This window comes from Paenibacillus thalictri (genome assembly GCF_004307995.1).
In the GTDB taxonomy this organism is placed as follows: Bacteria; Bacillota; Bacilli; order Paenibacillales; family NBRC-103111; genus Paenibacillus_AF; species Paenibacillus_AF thalictri.
In genome coordinates, this window is the sequence record NZ_SIRE01000009.1 from 116,088 (window position 1) to 133,291 (window position 17,204).

Genomic DNA, 17,204 nt, shown 5'->3' on the forward strand with positions numbered 1-17,204 from the left:
ACTATGTGAAGGGAGCGATTTTTCAAATGCATACGCACACGAAACGATTTACGTCCGGAGCTTGCTTGGCGGCTTTATCGCTAAGCCTGCTGTCGGCTTGCGGAGATACTCCATCCGCGCAAACAGGGGGAGAGCCAAAGCCGCAAGTCCCGGCGCAGGGCCCGACAACGATTTCGGCCATGCTGCCTTATTTCACCACGGAGCCGCCCAAAGCGGACAATCCCGTGTTCAAGAAGCTGGAGGAGATGACGAACACCAAGCTTAACATGACTTGGGTGCCGAATGCGGCCTATAAAGACAAGCTGTCGGTCAGTCTGGCCTCCAATGACCTGCCGCAAATATCGGTTATCGTGAATTTGGAAGGCGGCATTTATGCGCCGAGCATTTTAAACGGCGTACGTTCAGGAGCGTTCTGGGAAATTGGACCGATGTTGAAGGATTATCCCAACCTGTCGAAGCTGAACAAGGAAGTGCTGGACAATATTTCGCACGACGGTAAGCTTTATGCGCTGTATCGCCCTCGGGTACTGGCCCGCGGCGGCGTGATTTTCCGCAAGGACTGGCTGGATGCGCTGAGCCTCAAGGAACCGCGTACGATCGACGAGCTGTACAACGTCATCAAAGCATTTACGTTAAACGACCCGGACAAAAATGGCAAAAACGATACGTACGGCTTGATCTCGCGCAAGGGCATCGCCGATCTGGATATGCTCTCCGGGTTTTTCGGAGCCGGCAACGGCTGGGAGCAGCGCGAGGGCAAGCTGGTTCCGAGCTTTCTGACGCAGGAATATATGGATGCGCTGCAGTTTTACCGCCGTTTGTATACGGAAAAATTGATGAATCCCGATTTTGCGGTTTCGGAAGGAAACCAAAGCAAAGCGTTGTTTGAAAACGGCAAGGGCGGGGTCGTTATTTCAACGGCCATCGACGATGTTATCGCCAATGACAGGGAAATTAAAAAGATCAATCCGAAAGGAGCCGCCGATATCGTTTCGCGGATTCAGGGACCGAAGGGTGAGAGAATACTGGCCTCCTCCGGCTACAACGGGATCTTCATGTTTCCCAAGAGTTCCGTAAAGACGGAAGCCGAGATGCGTGCGATTCTTACTTTCTTCGATAAGATGCTTGAGCCGGATATCGCTAACCTGCTGAATTGGGGAATCGAAGGCAAGCACTACCATATGGAGAACGGTAAAGCGGTGACTACGGAAGCGGAGCAAAAGCTGAAGGTGGACGATTTGACGCCGGTGATTCAGCTCAGCATTGCGATGGATACGGATGCGCCGCTTGAGGGCGTAAGCACGCCGCTTGAACAGAAGCTGAAAAAGATGTTTAAGGAGAACGTTCCGATTGCCGTGCAGAATCCGGCTGCATCGCTGATTTCGCCGACCCTTTCCGAAAAAAGCGGTGAATTGGATAAAATTCGCAACGATGCGAAGGTGAAATTTATTCTTGGCGAGATTGACGAAAACGGCTGGAATCAAGAGATGGAGAAGTGGAAAAAATCCGGGGGCGAGCAAGGCATCGCGGAAATCAACGCGGAATACGCCAAACGCAAAAAATAAGCCGCATCTGCACCAGGATACCTGCATAAGTACGTAACTTTATGAATGATGGGGGACGTTACTTTGAGAAAAAATGAGATATCCTTATTGCTTGCCGTATTGCTGCTGGCCTCTTTGTTTGTCGGGTTCCCGCAGAACGGCTACGCGGTGGCGGGGACTGGCGAACCGGCAAGCTCGCATGCAATGCAAGAGACATCTTCCGCAGCCAGCGCCGAGATCGTACCATATCCCGTATTGCCTGGAGCAGCAGCAAGCACCTCTTATACCGTAAAGGTGAACGGACAAGACGTGTTCACGGAACAATTCGGCGATGTCAGCTATGCGCGGTTTTCTTATTCGGGCACGGTGCAGGTCGACGTATACGCCGGCGAGACAATACAATCGTTTGGCATCAGTCCGCTTCACGATGAGATTGAGGGAGTCAAGGATGGAAACCGCCTCACCTTCAGCCTCTCGGAGCCCAAAGCTTTGATTATTACGGTGAACGATCTCGAGAGGCTGCTTCTTTTTGCCGACGGCTTGGAAACTGAAGCGCCTGTTATCGGCGCTCCCGGCGTCGTCAACCTAGCGAGCTATATGCCGGCCGACCGCGATTCCGATACGGCGGTGACCGCGCTGTTTCAGCAGGCGATCGACGATACTTCCGCGCTGGATAGCGGCGCGGGCGGGATTTTAGTTGTTCCCGACGGGAAATACATGACGGCCCAGCTGAAATTAAAAAGCAATGTGCATCTGTATTTGCAAAGCGGAGCATGGATACGCGCTGTGCCGGAATTTAACAGCATTAATTATCCGACGCAAAATAACGGCGATTCCTCTTTTATTTTTATAGGCGACGCCCAGCATGTGAAAATTACGGGAAGAGGCTTCATTGACGGCAATGGGATGGCCGTCCGCACGCTCAACCCTGATGCGAACATCAAGCTGCTGAGGACGGCCGATGCGTCGGATCTGCTGATCCGGGACGTGTACTTCAGAGATTCCGCCAGATGGTCGCTTCATCTGCTGTACGCCAGCGACGTCACATTGACAAACATTAAGCTGATTAATGATCTTCGGGGAGGACTGGACCCTGTCAATCCCGAGTTGCTGCGCCCGACGGTAACCAATACCGATGGAGTAGACATTGACGCTTCGCAGAATGTAACGGTGGAAGGCAACTTCATCTACACGGGTGACGATGCCATTTCGCCAAAAGTGAGCAACTATATGAATTTGCAAAGGCCGACATTCGGCCTGAATATTAAAAATAATGTATTATGGTCGTTAAAAGTTGCGATGAGAGTGGGCGATGAGTCGCTGGCTGATATGTATGACATCAACTTCGAAAATAACGACGTCATTCGCGCAGACCGTTTTCTAACTATTTGGGCGGGAGATGCAGTCCGTCTTCATGATATTAATGTGATTAATAATCGCGCAGAGTTTATCGGCGGCAATTACAATGAACGGTATTTTCAATTCGTAATCCAGAAGAAGCGCGCGGCCATAAATCCAGGCTGGATTGATCGTGTTCTTGTCAAGGATTTCACCGGCTTGAACAAGGCGGAGCAGCCTTCCAGTATCGAAGGTTTTGATGCCTGGCATCTCATTACGAACGTAACCTTCGACAATGTCAAGATCGCTGGAATAACGGCTGCAAACAAAGCGGATATGCCGTTGCGGTTCGTCAACCGCTACTACAACAATGTGGCGTTTCTTCCATCCGGGACCGCTTATTCCGGATCTTCGCTCACGCCATACACTTATCCTGATCCTTCTTTGATCACTTCCGTGGAAGCGGAAGACATGGAGCTTGTTCATTATACCGTGGAAGACCAGCCCATAGCATCCGGCGGGAAAGTAATCAAGGTGACCGGAACAGGCACGGCGGATCAGCTTTTTGACCGAAATACCGGCATTTACGACGTCATTGTTCATTATTTTGACGAAAACGACGGGAACGCTTCTTACAAGCTGTTTGTTAACGGATCTCAAGTGGATGCGTGGATTGCGAATCAGGATCTGGGCTCCGCTTCAGTCTCCGATAACTCGCGGACAACCCGGCTTATCCCGGGAGTATTGCTGAAACAATGGGATGAGGTCAGGATCGAAGGCACCTCTCAAGCGTCGGAAGCGGCGCGAATCGATAAAATCGAATATGTGTTCAAAACGGAGCCCGATTGGTCAGGCACCGGCGGGATTGCGGGGACGGTAACCGACGATCTGGGCAGCCCGGTTTCGGGGGCTTCGGTTCAGACCACCGTTTCCGGAGCGGTGTACAGGACATTCACGGATGCGGCCGGCGCCTATTTGCTCCAGCATGTTCCGGCAGGTACCTACGCCGTGAAGGCGGCAAAAAGCGGATATAGCGAAAGCACCGCGTCAGCAATTCCCGTGTCTGTGGGATCGACCATGTATAACGTCAACTTTTTGATGCCTGTTGTTTCCACGATTCCGCATCTGGCGGCTCTTCAGGTATCCGGTTCGATTCCAGCGCTGGCCGCAGGCCAAAGCGGTTACGATCTAAACAAGCTGATCGTCACGGCTCGGGATCAATTCGGCGGCGCCTATCCAATTTCAGGTCTGCCGCTGTCATGGCATGTTCAATCGGGAGCCGTTTACGCAGCCGTTTACGGCAGCATGCTTCAGCCCTTAAGCACGGGTACGGGGGCGGTCACCGCAACGATCAACGGCGTGGAAAGCAATACGGTCAGTTTCGCTGTCTATCCATGGCAAGGAAGCACTCCGCGGATATTGTCGGTTGACCGCAGAGGGCTTACCAGCGGCGCCTACTTGTCCATTGCCGCTGCCGTTAACAGCTCCCCCGCTCTGAAACCCGGGGATCGCATTCAATTAGTGCCCGGCAGCGGACCTTACCGCGAGACCGTGTCCATTCACGCATCCGGCACGCCCGGCAACCCGATCGTTTTCGAAGGCAACGGCGAATTGGTCACCGGCTTTAATACATTCCAATTCACTCAGGAGGCAAACGGACAATGGACGTACACGCTGCCTGCTCCTATCGAGAACACGACGACCGGCGGCAACTCCAATACGTTCCGCCATCTGGTGACATACAATGGCCAGCGTCTTATGCTGGATCAGCGTTCGGGTCAGAATGCCGGCCAATTTACAAGCGATTATGCGGTATTGTCCGCGGATGGGAAAAAGCTGGTCTTGAACGCAAGCAAATCTTCGCCTACAGAAGGGTGGGAGATATCCGTTCGTCAAAACGGGATTGCCGTAGCCAGTCCGTACGCTTATCAAACGTACCGCAATGTTCGCGTTTCGGGAGCGCAGAACGACGGATTTAATATTCACGGAACAGGAAAGGGACTCGTGTTCGAGAACATTGAAGGGTTCCATAACTTTGACGAAGGTTATTCCGCTCATGACAGCACGGAGTCGTCCATCGACGGCGGGGTTTTCTGGGGCAACGATAACGGTATTTATAACCAGACAAGCGCGGCGCTGCAATTTACGGCCATTAACGTTGAGGCGCACAGCAATATCGGTGCTGGATTCACCTCTCAAGCCGGCAATAATTACTTAAACAATGTCCGTGTTTGGGACAATGGGGTCAGCAATGTTCGGCTGGGAGGAACTGTTGCGACCGTGAATGTCGTGACATACGAAAGCCGGTGGAATACGCGGCCATGGGTAGGATTTCAGGAGCTGCAAAATTATTCGCTGGGGGTTCAACTGAAGCCTTACACTTATTCTGTATATGCGCCTATCACGTATACAGGCATGGCTCCAACCGTTGTGCCGGCCAGCCAGCTTCCTCCGATGAGAGTGCCGTTCGACGACTGGAGGTATATTTATTTCACGGCCGCTCAATTGGCCGATCCGGCCATAAGCGGACCAACGGCCGATCCCGATCATGACGGGCTCACTAATTACACGGAGTATGTCACGGGACAGGATCCTAATCATTAAACCGGAACGTCTTGCCTGAAAAGAACAGTTCCGTGGATGAGATGATGTGAGCATACAAGAGGCATGCCTGCTTTAGCCGCTGCTTCGCGCGTCATGATCCAAATTGGAAAGGAAAATGAAACGACCTCCGAGAAGCCTAATAACGGGCTCCGGAGGTTGTTTGGCTTTAATGTCTGTGGAGCGCCTATTGCGCGTATAGCCGACAACCGGATCACGATTATATGTCTTGTATGGCCGGGCTAACGTTCTACAATTTCCGGGAAGCGCGGTAGCGTGAGGGACTCGTGCCGTACCGGTGGGTGAATACACGGCTTAAATAAAATCCGTTTTCGTAGCCGCACTGCCGGGCGATGCGGTCGAGCGTCTCATGGGTATTGACCAGCAGCGCCTGCGCTTTCTTCAGCCGCAGGTTCGTGACATACTCATTGGGGGACACGCCGTGCGCCCGCGTAAACCGTCTCGTCAGCTGAACGGGGCTGATGCGGTAGGAGGCCGCAACCTGCTTTAAGCTGACGGGTTCGGCGAGATGCTGCTGCAGCCAATGGGCTATGGCTTGCATGTCCGGGTCCTCAGGGTGATGGCGTGCGGCATCCTGCACCGACTCCTGCAAAGCCAGCATGTACCACAAATCGTTCAGCAAGTGGGCCGCCACTTGCAAGCTGCCGGGCGAGTCGGCGCCTTGACTCCACACCGTGTAATTGGAGGCGAGTCGGTTCACATCGTTGATACGGATTGCGCCGCATACGGGAGTCGGCGAGTCCGGGACATGTGGCCAATCGAAATGACAGAAATGAAACGTCAAGGGATCGATCACCCGGCGATGAAAGGGCACCCCAGGCGGACAAAACACGAGATCCCCGAAGTCCGCATCTCCTTCCGACTCTCCCGTCCGATAATGAAACTTGCCTTGCTCTACCGCAAACAACGTCCAATTCTCATACGTATCCACATCGAGCAGAAACCGCTCTTTTTGCACCCAATGGATGTCGGTCAGCAGAACGGGCAGGCAGGTCCATGACGTCATCGGATGTCCTCCTTGAAGAAGTGAAATAAAGTATATGTTCTATGATAATTCACTGTATTCCATAAGTAAATACGCTTGGGATAAAGTGAAACTATGGATGTATTTTTATAAAGAGGTGAACAAGGATGAGAGAAGAAACGGTGCAAGCGGATATGACGGTCGTCGGTGGCGGGCTGGCGGGCATATGTGCGGCTATTGCTGCGGCACGGCTGGGGCGTTCCGTCGCCCTTGTGCATAACCGTCCGGTGCTCGGGGGCAATTCGAGCAGCGAGGTGCGGGTGTGGGTTTGCGGGGCTACCGGACACGGAGTACAACGTTATGCGCGCGAAAGCGGCATTATGGGTGAGCTGTTTGTAGAGAATCAGTACCGCAACCCGGAAGGCAATCCTTATATTTGGGACTTGGTCCTGCTGGAGGCCGTTAAGGAGGAGAAGAACATTCGGTTGTTCCTTAACACGGATGTTCACGAAGTGGAAGCAAGCGGAAGCGAAGACGACCGCCGAATCGACGCCGTTACCGGCTGGATGATGGGGTCGGAACGGCGTATTCGCTTTTTGAGCGGCATGTACTTGGACTGCACGGGGGACGGGCTTATCGGGTTCCTTGCGGGAGCCAAGTTCCGTCTTGGGCGCGAAGCCAGAAGCGAATACAATGAGGAATGGGCTCCGGATGCTGCCGACGGCATTACGTTGGGCAGCACGATTTTATTTTATACGAAGGATGCCGGCCAGCCTGTGCGCTACCAGGCTCCAAGCTTTGCCAAGGATATTGCAAAAACGTCGATTCCGCTGAAACGTGTCATTCGCAGCGGCGATTCCGGCTGTCATTATTGGTGGATCGAGTGGGGCGGCGAATTGGATACGGTGCATGAAAATGAGCGGATTCGCGACGAACTGTGGGCGGTTATTTACGGGATATGGGACTATATCAAAAATTCCGGGCAGTTCGACGCCGACCATCTGACCTTGGAATGGGTCGGGGCACTGCCGGGCAAACGGGAATACCGCCGGTTTATCGGCGATTATGTATTAAATCAGAATGATATTCTTGCTCAGACGTTGTTTGAGGACCGCATCGGGTTCGGCGGCTGGTCGATCGATCTTCACCCGCCGCAAGGCATGTATTCCACGGAAAGCGGCTCGAAGCACCTGCACTCCGATGGCGTCTACCACATCCCTTTTCGTTCGTTATATTCTGTGAATACGTCGAACCTGATGTTCGCCGGACGTAATATCAGCGCTTCTCATGTGGCATTTGGCACAACTCGCGTGATGGCGACCTGCGCCGTGCTCGGCGAAGCGGCCGGCACCGGCGCGGCGCTTTGTTCCAAGCTAGGGATTGCGCCCCGCGAGCTGTATCACACCCGGCTGGCCGAGCTGCAGCAGACGATGCTCCGGCAGGATGCTTCGGTGCTGGGCGTGCGGAACGAGGATGCCGCCGATCTGGCGCTCCGCGCGAAAGTAACGGCATCTAGCGAACTGCGCAGACTGGCCGTCGAGCAATCCGACGAAACATTCGAGTTAAAGAGCGACATTGGCTTGCTGTTCCCTATAGATGACGAGGTGCAGAACGTACAACTGCTCGTTAGCGCGGCGGCCGACACTTGCTTGGAGGTGGAGTTGTGGGATACCGGCCGGGCCGAAAATTACGTGCCTTGCCGCTTGCAGGCGCAGTCGGCGACAGCCGTCCCCAACGGAGACAAAGTGTGGGTCACCGTCCGGCTGCCATGGCGCCCGGAAACACCGCAAAACGGCTTCCTGATTGTGAAAGCGAATGAACACGTTTGTCTGCACGTATCTCATACGCCGCTAACCGGTGTGCTTTCCTTTATTAAAGGAGAGCGGCCGATCGTATCCGCGGATCTTGAAGACCACCAGCCGGATCAGCCGATCGTCCAGTGGAGCATGAAGAGCTTGGTGCGCAAGCCGTTCTGTTTCCGGCTGGACGGCGACAGCGGCGCGTATGCGGCATCCCAAGCGGTTAACGGCTACAAACGCCCTTACGGCGGACCGAACCTATGGATGTCGGAGCGATTGCAGCAAGGGGACGAGGTTTATGTGGAATTGACGTGGGATGAACCGGTCGTGTTGTCGGAAGTACGGCTGACCTTTAACGACGATTGCAATGAAGATTTGATCAATTTGCACCACCATCGCACGCCGTTTGACATCATCCCGGAGCTGGTCAAAGATTACCGTATCGAATGCGCCGGACAGGACGGACAGTGGAAGCTCCTTCATACGGAACAGAGCAACCGCCGCAGAACAAGACGGCACAAGCTGCCGCAGCCGGTGGAAACCGACAAGCTCCATTTGGTCGTAACGGCTACGAACGGCAGCCCGTTCGCCGAGCTGGTCGAAATTCGGGTGTACGAATAAAGCATAGCAGCCTTCGCCGCAGCGCATGGACAACTTTGGCTGGCGAAGGCTGCTTTTTGTCATTGTTTTTCCGTTAGCGAGTAATTGGCGCTGTAAGCCCGGTATACGGGGTTCTCGCCGCATACCATCAAACCTTGACCCCAGTTCACATGCACGTCGGCCGTCGGGATGTCCAGCGGGTCCCTGTATTGAAACAACACGTTGCGCCGGTAACGCTCGCTGCGGTTGACGTCCGAACCGTGAATCGTCAAATAATTAAAAAACAAGACGTCGCCGGCTTTGGCGGGACACGGCGTCGCCACGGAAAGCGGATACTCTTTGTGGTCCAAATAATAACGGCCGACATGAGGCATAATGTCCTGTTTATGGCTTCCCGGAATGACGCATAAACAGCCGTTTTCCATATCGGCATCGTCAAGGTGAACGCTTGCCGCCATCATCGTATGACTGGCGTGGGGGAAATAAGGAGCGTCTTGATGAAGCGGGAACGCGGCGCCTTTCTCCGGCGGCTTCACCAGCATTTTGCTGTGATGGAGCTGGACGTTCGGGCCGATCAGCTTGCAGAGCACGGCGGCCATATTCGGGTGAACAGCGGCCCGGGTAAAGGCGGCATCGTGGTAATGCACGTCGTGGAACCCTTTTAAGACCAGCTTCTTTAATTCCTCCGGCGGCAGGTAATCTCCTTGCCATGTCGAGTTCGCATCATACTTCGACTGCGCCGCGCGGTGGATAATGCCGTCCACCGCTTTTCTCATCTGCTCCACTTCCGCTTGCTTGAAAACTCCACGCACAAGCAAATACCCCTGCTCTTTGTAAAAATCGACATCATCTTGCTTGATCATATGTGTATTCTCCTCTCGACAGCCGTATCATCGTTCATTTACACTTCAAGCATAAGGATTTTTGGCATAGGTGTATTTATTGAAAACGGACATTCTTTTAAGAAATTCCGCCAGAAGGTGAAGGTATGAATACGAGTCAATTTGCCGCGGGACGCGATTTTCTAAATGAAACGGTACAGCACTGTACGACGGGCAGCCTTTCGTTTCACGTTCATTATTGGGGTTGGCAGCACGCGCATTACAGCAATAAAGTGCACCGGCATTCTTATTACGAAGTATGCTTTGTGCTGACCGGAGAAGGGGAATACCAGGACGACGAGACGGTGTACACGCTCCGCCCCGGCTCGATGTTTGTTTCACGTCCCGGGATATGGCACCAAATCAGAAGCGATACGGGACTGGGGCTTATGTATGTCGCCTACGAATTGGACAAAGACGGTTGTTCTGAAGCATATGACCGGCAGTATGGCGAAAGGCTGGACGATCAATCGGTTTATATTGAAAGCGGCCTCGATCAATGGGCGGCTTTATACTGGCTCGGCTACTATTCGCAAGCGGCGACCCGGCCTTACGGGGATGACGAAATAAAGAGGATGGGCGGCATCTTATTATCCGGCCTGCTTCATCCTTTCATCGAGCATGAACAACCGGCGAGCCGTAACCCGAGCAAACGAACAAGCGAAACCCATTCCGCGATAGTACGCCTGTCCAAGCAATATATTAGGGATAATTTATCGAGACCGCTGCGGGCCGAAGACGTGGCGCGTTATATGAATGTGTCCGCACGGCAGCTGTCGCGGCTTTTTCAAATGGAGGGAGGCGACACCTTCGTCTCTTATGTGCGCAAGGAGAGGCTGCGGTTTGCGGAGATGCTTTTGAAGACGACCCTTCACTCTCTAAAAGAAATTGCCGAAGATGCGGGCTTCGGGTCCGTCCATTATTTTACCTCGGTATTCACCGAGCAATTGGGTGTGCCGCCGGGAGAGTACAGGAAACGCCATATGGCGGATATAGAGCAGCGCGAGAAGATTTGAACGGTTCCGGCTATGGGTGGAGCCACTGAAAAAGCAGCGGAGCGAGCGAAATCATGCTGGAGAAGCGACCTGCCGGTTGTTGTCTGATGTTGTTGGAAAAGATGGCTATGTTTATTAAAGTAACGGGCGGGATAGTCCGATGAACCGTATCCCGCCCTCGGCCTTTGGCTTGATTTTGAATAGAAAATAGCTATAATTATGTTTAAGTGATTAAACGAATGAACGAATGAACGAAAGGGCGGATCGTATGAGCCAGCAAACCGAGGATGTTTTGCAACAATTTAAAGATTGTATCCCTCTATTGGAAATGCTGACCGATGAAAACCGTCAAGCCATTATTATCCTGTTGGCACAGAACAAATCGGGACTTAATGTTAATACAATATCAGGCCATATGAATTTGTCTAGACCGGCTGTATCCCATCATTTAAAGGTGTTGAAACAGTCTGGTTATATTAAATCCGAAAAAAAAGGCGTAGAAAACTATTATGTACTGACTGTCCGTAAACCGCTTGAACAACTCAAATCATTAATTACTTCCGTTGAAGACGCGTGCAATTCGGCTCAATGATTACCATTGGACTTAAAGGGAATACTGTAGGGAAAACTTATTTTGCCTAATTGGTTCATTTGTTTAAACCAATAATCATTGGAGTGATTTGAAATGAAAGCTATGATCATTGAGAAATACGGGAAACATGTTCCATTAGTGATGTCAGAACAACCAATGCCTGATATCGGAGAACATGATGTGCTAGTGGAAATTCATGCAGCCAGCTTAAATCCTATTGACTATAGAATTAAGGAAGGGAAAATGAAATTCCTATTGAATTACAGGTTTCCTCTAATTCTGGGAAATGATTTCTCCGGAGTTGTAGTCAAGGTTGGTGATCGGGTGAATACATTTAAACCCGGAGACGAAGTTTACGGAAGACCCCGCAAAAACCGAATCGGAACATTAGCTGAATTTATTGCTGTTCATGAGGAAGATATTTGGCTGAAACCGCAGAATCTAACCTTTGAAGAGGCGGCATCGATACCGCTGATTGGACTTACGACTTACCAAGCTTTTGTTGATATATTAAATCTTCAAAAAGGCCAAAAAATTCTGATTCACGCAGGTGCGGGAGGCGTAGGAACCTTCGCCATCCAAATGGCCAAGCTGATGGGCGCTTTTGTTGCCACAACAGCAAGCGAGAAGGGCTATGATTTAGTCAAATCATTGGGGGCCGATCTCATTATTAATTATAAAAAAGACCATTTTGAAGAAATGCTTACCGGATATGACGCTGTTTTTGATACTTTAGGTGGAGAAGCTTTGGAAAAATCATTTCGGATCCTGAAACCAGGCGGACAAATCGTATCGATCTCCGGCATGCCTAACGCCAGATTTGGAAAAGAAGCAAAATTGGGTTGGATGAAAAATACAATTTTATCCATTGCAAGCCGTAAGATCAAAGCTCAAGAGAAGAAGAGCCAAACGAGGTATCACTTTCTTTTTATGAAACCAAGCGGAGAACAATTGAAGATTTTAAAACAATTTATTGAAGGGGGTCTCATTAAGCCCATTATTGATAAGGTGTATCATTTGAAAGATGCCGGGCAAGCATTTAATTACCTGGAAAGCGGCAGGGCAAAAGGAAAGGTAATCATTAGAATAAAGTAATTTTGGGGAAAAGCCAACCGATCCATAGATCATATACCAACTTTATCTCAGACCCAGCCCGTATCGTAGGCCGGGTTTACTGCATTTTTGGCAGCCAACTCTATGATCAGGAAACACCGGCTATGCAACGCGTTACGCAGGTCTGTTATTCATATGAATACCATTATTTAATGCGGTCAATGAACTTGCTCGCCGCGCTGGATAACGGCATGTTTCGCATAATCATAAACCCTACCTGGGAAGGCGGCAGCTTTACGTCTAATTGGACCTCGAACAGCGAGCCGTCATCCAACTCCTTGGACACAAATTCCCGAGTAATGTACGAGATGCCAAGCCCTTTACGCGCGAGCTCGATAAGCAGATCGACGCTTCCCACCTCGATGCCGGGTTTCAGCTCGTAGCCGTAGCCTTGGAACAATTCCGTAATCGCCATCCGCGCCCGGCTGTTTCGTGAGAACAGGATGATCGGATGCGTAAGCAGTTGATCAAGCGATAATATTTTACCCTTCAATTCGGCAAAATGAGGTCCGGCGACAAAGCAATCCTGCAGCTGAATACCCTGCATCACTTCCAATTGGGGATCGACAATCGGCATGCGCACCACGCCGAGATCGATCCGGCCTTCTTTGAGGAAAGCGATGATTTCCGGTGTCGTGCCATGGATAAGGGAGAGGCTGATGCCGGGATGATGTTGATGATAGTCTTCCAAGAAAGGCAGCAAATAATGCTTGAAAAGCGAATCGCTGCCGCCGATTTTCAACTCCCCGCTGTCCAGATTTTTCAGGTCGGCCATTTTCTTCTCGGCCAGCGAGATTAAAATGTGCGACTGCTCGATATAGGAATAGAGTATGGTGCCTTCTTGCGTCAAAGCAACCCCTTTGGGGTTGCGGTAAAACAGCGTAATGCCAAAGCTGTCTTCGAGCTGCTTGATGGCGTGGCTGACGCTCGGCTGGGTCAAATACAGGGCTTTGGCCGCTTGGGTCAAGCTGCCGGTTTTGGCCGCCCAGTAAAACACCTTGTACAACTCATAATTGTTCATAGACGTGGTCTATAGCTCCTGTGAAATATATTAATTACTTGTATGCCTGTTATTTGTATTATAGTAGATCTCATACAGGGAAATCCAGAGCTTTCAGATCGGGAAGCGTAGGAGCCGCTGCCTTTCATTTCGGCGGTTCCGCGCTGCCCTGCGTTAGCTCATGCACATAGAGTTGAATAAGAGGTTGAAGCGGAAGGAGAGATCACGAGGTGGAACCAGTAACCTTTGTTTTGTTTGGCGCAACGGGGGATTTGGCGAAGAGAAAAATATACCCCGCTTTGTTTAACTTGTTTATCGACAAGAAGCTCCCGCCATCGTTTTCCGTCATCGGTCTTGGCAGAAGAGAGCTGTCGGATGAAACGTTCCAGGCGAATGTCGCACAGTCGCTGACCCAGTTCTCCAGAAGGCAAGCGGATGAGGCTGCAAAGCAGGAGTTCATCAGCGCATTCGGCTATAACATCCTGAACATCGACCGTAAAGACGATTATCTCAAACTGCTGGACCGGATTGAGCAGCGCGAGAAAGATCAGCTGCTGCCGCCGAACCGGATGTTTTACTTGTCCGTAGGGCCGGAGTTTTTTGCAACGATCGCGGCTAACATTGAGGAGAGCGGGCTTGGTTCGGCTAAGGGCTGGAAACGCCTCGTCATCGAGAAGCCGTTTGGCCACGACCTGCAGTCCGCCCGGGATTTGAACGAAAGCCTGAGCCAAGCATTCACGGAGCAGGAAATTTTCCGGATTGACCACTATCTCGGGAAGCCGATGGTACAGAAGCTCAGCGTGCTGCGGCAAAACAATCCGGTGCTCGACGCCTTGTGGACCAGCCGCTATATCTCCAATGTGCAGATTACGGCTAACGAAACCGTCGGCGTGGAGGAACGGGCGGGTTATTACGATCATGTCGGCGCTGTAAGAGACATGTTCCAGAACCATATGCTGCAGCTCTTGATGATGCTGGCCATTCAACTGCCGAAGAACAGTACCCCGGAGGGGGTTCGCGAGCAGAAGAAGCGGGTCGTGGAAGCCCTTGTGCCGCTGAAGAAACAAGAAGTCGGCTTAAGTGTCGTCCGCGGACAATATACGGAAGGGACCATTCAAGGCAAGCCGGTTGTCAGTTACACGTCCGAACCGAATATTGCGCCAACATCGATGAATGACACGTTTATCGCGGCCAAACTGCAGCTGGACGCCGCCTTTTGGCGTGAAGTTCCCTTCTATATCAGAACGGGCAAACGTCTAAAAGAGAAGACGACACGTATTGTCGTCGAATTCAAGGAGCCGCTCAAGCAGCAGCCGTCGGCGCAGGATGATCTCAAGCAGCCGAATCTGCTCGTATTTGAAATCAGTCCCAATGAAGGAATTTCGCTGCAGCTGAATACAAGAGACCCTCAGCATAAAGGGGAACTGAAGCCGATCCAGATCGACTTTCATGCGAACAGCCAAGAGCAGCCGGAAGCTTACGAAAATCTGATTTTCGACGCGCTGCAGGGAGATCCTACATTTTTTGCCCATTGGGATGAAGTGGAGCTGTCTTGGCAGTGGGTTGAACCGATTCTGCAGGCGTTCCAAGAAAATCTGCTTCCGCTCCATCATTATCCGGCCGGTTCCTACGGGCCCGCCGAGTCCGATGAGCTGCTTGCGAGCAGCGGCCATCATTGGTGGTTCGACGTCAAGCCGGAGCCAAATAAAGAAAAGACGAAAGGTGAAGATTATGCCTATCACGCAAACAATTGATCAATTAGCGATCGATACGATCCGCACATTGTCCATCGACGCAACAAACAGCGCCAACTCGGGTCATCCGGGCCTGCCTATGGGGGCCGCGCCGATGGCTTACGCCCTTTGGGCCAAATTGTTAAACCATAACCCGGGCCATGCCAAATGGTTCAACCGCGACCGCTTTGTGTTGTCCGCGGGCCACGGTTCCATGCTGCTGTACAGCCTGCTGCATTTGTCGGGCTACCAGGTTTCTCTTGACGATTTGAAGCAGTTCCGCAAATTAAACAGCAAAACGCCGGGCCATCCCGAGTTTGGCCACACCGACGGGGTGGAAGCCACTACGGGACCGCTTGGCCAAGGGATCGCGATGGCGGTTGGTATGGCGATGGCCGAAGCCCATTTGGCAGCGAAATTCAACCAGAACGATTTTCCTGTAGTCGATCATTACACCTATGCGCTTGTCGGCGACGGCTGCTTGATGGAAGGTATCTCTTACGAAGCCATGTCGATGGCAGGCCATATGAAGCTCGGCAAGCTGATCGTGTTGTACGATTCCAACGACATCTCCTTGGACGGTAAACTGGGCCTCTCGTTTGGAGAGCAGATTCAGAAGAGAGCGGAATCCGCTCATTGGGAATATTTAAGAGTAGAGGACGGCAACGACGTTGCCCAAATCGTAAAGGCGATCGAAGCCGCCAAGCAAAATCAGTCCCAGCCAACCTTGATCGAAGTGCGCACCATTATCGGTTACGGCAGCAAAGCGGCGGGTACGAGCAAAGTGCACGGCGCTCCGCTGGGCAAAGAAGAAGGCAAAGCGACAAAGCAAGCATACGGCTGGCAATACGAAGAAGAATTTACGGTGCCGGCGGAAGTAAAAGCTCATTATGCGCAGCTGAAGCAAGAGGGTCAAGCGAAAGAGGAAGCTTGGAACCGGCTGGTTGCTTCCTATAACGAGCAGCACCCGGCGTTGGGCCAAGAGCTTGCACAGGTTGTGGACGGCTCCGTTACGATTGATGCCGCGGACATTCTGACATTCGATTCTTCTAAAACATTGTCCACTCGTGTAGCCAGCGGTCAGGCAATCAATCATTACATCAAATCGGTTCCATCGATCTTTGGCGGCAGCGCGGATTTGTCGCATTCGACGATGACCAATATTGCGGGCGATCAGGTGTTTGCCGTTGATTCTTACTCCGCGCGCAATGTATACTTTGGGGTGCGTGAGCATGCGATGGGAGCGGCTGGAAACGGCATGGCGCTGCATGGCGGCGTAAAACCGTTCGTCAGCACCTTCTTCGTATTCAGCGACTATTTGCGGCCGGCGATCCGTTTGGCTGCTCTGCAAAAGCTGCCGGTTATCTATGTGTTTACGCATGACTCGATCGCCGTCGGCGAAGACGGACCGACCCATGAGCCGGTTGAGCATCTGGCCGCGCTGCGGACGATTCCGGGGCTTACCGTAATCAGACCGTCGGACGCAAACGAAACGGCGAGTGCATGGGCGTACGCTTTGCAGCAGCAAGAAGGCCCGGTAGCGTTGGTGTTAAGCCGCCAAAACCTGCCTATTTATGAAGCAACGAAAGCGGCGGGCGTTGACGGAGTTGCCAAAGGCGCTTATGTGCTGGCGGAAACAAACAGCGAGCCGGAAGTGATTCTGATCGGGACCGGTTCGGAGGTTTCCTTGGCGGTTAGCGCCAAAGAAGAGCTGGAGAGCGAAAACATCTCCGTGCGGGTTGTCGCTATGCCAAGCAGAGAGCTGTTTAACCGTCAATCGGCAGCGTACAAGGAAGCGGTGCTCCCTTCATCCGTAACCAAGCGGTTAACGCTGGAAGCCGGTATTTCTTTGGGATGGGAATACTATGCGGGTCCATCCGGCAAAGTGCTGTCCATCGATACGTTCGGCGCGTCGGGATCAGGTCCGGAAGTAATGGAAAGCTTTGGTTTCTCAACAAGCAATGTCGTTCAACTGGTTAAAAGTTTACTTTAAGAGGTTGTTCAGAAAAGTATAAATAAAAAA

Annotated in this window: 11 protein-coding genes; 8 read left to right on the plus strand and 3 right to left on the minus strand. The window is 52.0% G+C overall.

Annotation, left to right across the window (positions count from 1 at the left end; genetic code table 11):
* The first annotated feature begins 26 nt into the window (after positions 1-26).
* Positions 27-1,565 (plus strand): extracellular solute-binding protein, encoded by a 1,539-nt coding sequence (locus EYB31_RS13680; RefSeq protein ID WP_131013902.1) that lies wholly within the window; start codon positions 27-29, stop codon positions 1,563-1,565.
* Positions 1,566-1,628: 63 nt separating this feature from the next.
* Positions 1,629-5,486 (plus strand): carboxypeptidase regulatory-like domain-containing protein, encoded by a 3,858-nt coding sequence (locus EYB31_RS13685; protein ID WP_165452412.1) that lies wholly within the window; start codon positions 1,629-1,631, stop codon positions 5,484-5,486.
* A gap of 247 nt (positions 5,487-5,733) precedes the next feature.
* On the opposite strand, the gene EYB31_RS13690 is transcribed toward EYB31_RS13685, so the two are convergent.
* Positions 5,734-6,510, minus strand: a complete 777-nt coding sequence (locus tag EYB31_RS13690) for an AraC family transcriptional regulator (RefSeq protein ID WP_131013904.1) — start codon at positions 6,508-6,510, stop codon at positions 5,734-5,736.
* A 125-nt stretch (positions 6,511-6,635) separates the two neighbouring features.
* On the opposite strand from EYB31_RS13690, the gene EYB31_RS13695 reads away from it, so the two are divergent.
* Positions 6,636-8,888 carry an FAD-dependent oxidoreductase gene (locus EYB31_RS13695; protein WP_131013905.1) on the plus strand — a complete coding sequence of 751 codons (2,253 nt, stop codon included), beginning with the start codon at positions 6,636-6,638 and terminating at the stop codon, positions 8,886-8,888.
* A 59-nt stretch (positions 8,889-8,947) separates the two neighbouring features.
* Here the strand turns inward: EYB31_RS13695 and EYB31_RS13700 are convergent, their stop codons facing one another.
* A complete protein-coding gene (locus EYB31_RS13700; RefSeq protein ID WP_131013906.1) occupies positions 8,948-9,730 on the minus strand; it encodes a phytanoyl-CoA dioxygenase family protein in 783 nt (260 codons plus the stop codon).
* Between the two features lie 125 nt (positions 9,731-9,855).
* On the opposite strand from EYB31_RS13700, the gene EYB31_RS13705 reads away from it, so the two are divergent.
* The 3 genes from EYB31_RS13705 to EYB31_RS13715 all read left to right on the plus strand — a co-directional run bounded on the left by EYB31_RS13705 (position 9,856) and on the right by EYB31_RS13715 (position 12,430).
* Entirely contained in the window at positions 9,856-10,764 is a 909-nt protein-coding gene (locus EYB31_RS13705) for an AraC family transcriptional regulator (RefSeq protein ID WP_131013907.1), read from the plus strand.
* Between the two features lie 247 nt (positions 10,765-11,011).
* Positions 11,012-11,335 (plus strand): ArsR/SmtB family transcription factor, encoded by a 324-nt coding sequence (locus EYB31_RS13710; protein ID WP_131013908.1) that lies wholly within the window; start codon positions 11,012-11,014, stop codon positions 11,333-11,335.
* A 93-nt stretch (positions 11,336-11,428) separates the two neighbouring features.
* The gene (locus tag EYB31_RS13715; RefSeq protein WP_131013909.1) at positions 11,429-12,430 is read left to right on the plus strand and encodes an NADP-dependent oxidoreductase; all 1,002 of its coding nucleotides are present in this window, start codon (positions 11,429-11,431) and stop codon (positions 12,428-12,430) included.
* Positions 12,431-12,593: 163 nt separating this feature from the next.
* Here EYB31_RS13715 and EYB31_RS13720 read toward each other — a convergent pair whose 3' ends face one another.
* Complete coding sequence (locus EYB31_RS13720) at positions 12,594-13,469, minus strand: LysR family transcriptional regulator (protein WP_131013910.1); 876 nt, start codon at positions 13,467-13,469, stop codon at positions 12,594-12,596.
* 209 nt (positions 13,470-13,678) lie between these two features.
* Between EYB31_RS13720 and zwf the strand changes: the two genes are divergently transcribed.
* Together zwf and tkt are read left to right on the plus strand one after the other, a co-directional pair.
* Positions 13,679-15,202 carry a glucose-6-phosphate dehydrogenase gene (gene zwf, locus EYB31_RS13725; protein ID WP_131013911.1) on the plus strand — a complete coding sequence of 508 codons (1,524 nt, stop codon included), beginning with the start codon at positions 13,679-13,681 and terminating at the stop codon, positions 15,200-15,202.
* Positions 15,186-17,174 (plus strand): transketolase, encoded by a 1,989-nt coding sequence (tkt, locus tag EYB31_RS13730; protein WP_240762422.1) that lies wholly within the window; start codon positions 15,186-15,188, stop codon positions 17,172-17,174. Before zwf ends, tkt begins: the two co-directional genes overlap by 17 nt.
* The last annotated feature ends 30 nt before the right edge of the window (positions 17,175-17,204 follow it).

Coding starts and splice junctions, on each gene's coding strand:
- EYB31_RS13690 (WP_131013904.1), bottom strand. CDS start 6,510: ATGACGTCATGGACCTGCCTGCCCGTTCTGCTGACCGACATCCATTGG.
- EYB31_RS13695 (WP_131013905.1), top strand. CDS start 6,636: ATGAGAGAAGAAACGGTGCAAGCGGATATGACGGTCGTCGGTGGCGGG.
- EYB31_RS13715 (WP_131013909.1), top strand. CDS start 11,429: ATGAAAGCTATGATCATTGAGAAATACGGGAAACATGTTCCATTAGTG.
- EYB31_RS13680 (WP_131013902.1), top strand. CDS start 27: ATGCATACGCACACGAAACGATTTACGTCCGGAGCTTGCTTGGCGGCT.
- EYB31_RS13700 (WP_131013906.1), bottom strand. CDS start 9,730: ATGATCAAGCAAGATGATGTCGATTTTTACAAAGAGCAGGGGTATTTG.
- EYB31_RS13720 (WP_131013910.1), bottom strand. CDS start 13,469: ATGAACAATTATGAGTTGTACAAGGTGTTTTACTGGGCGGCCAAAACC.
- EYB31_RS13705 (WP_131013907.1), top strand. CDS start 9,856: ATGAATACGAGTCAATTTGCCGCGGGACGCGATTTTCTAAATGAAACG.
- EYB31_RS13710 (WP_131013908.1), top strand. CDS start 11,012: ATGAGCCAGCAAACCGAGGATGTTTTGCAACAATTTAAAGATTGTATC.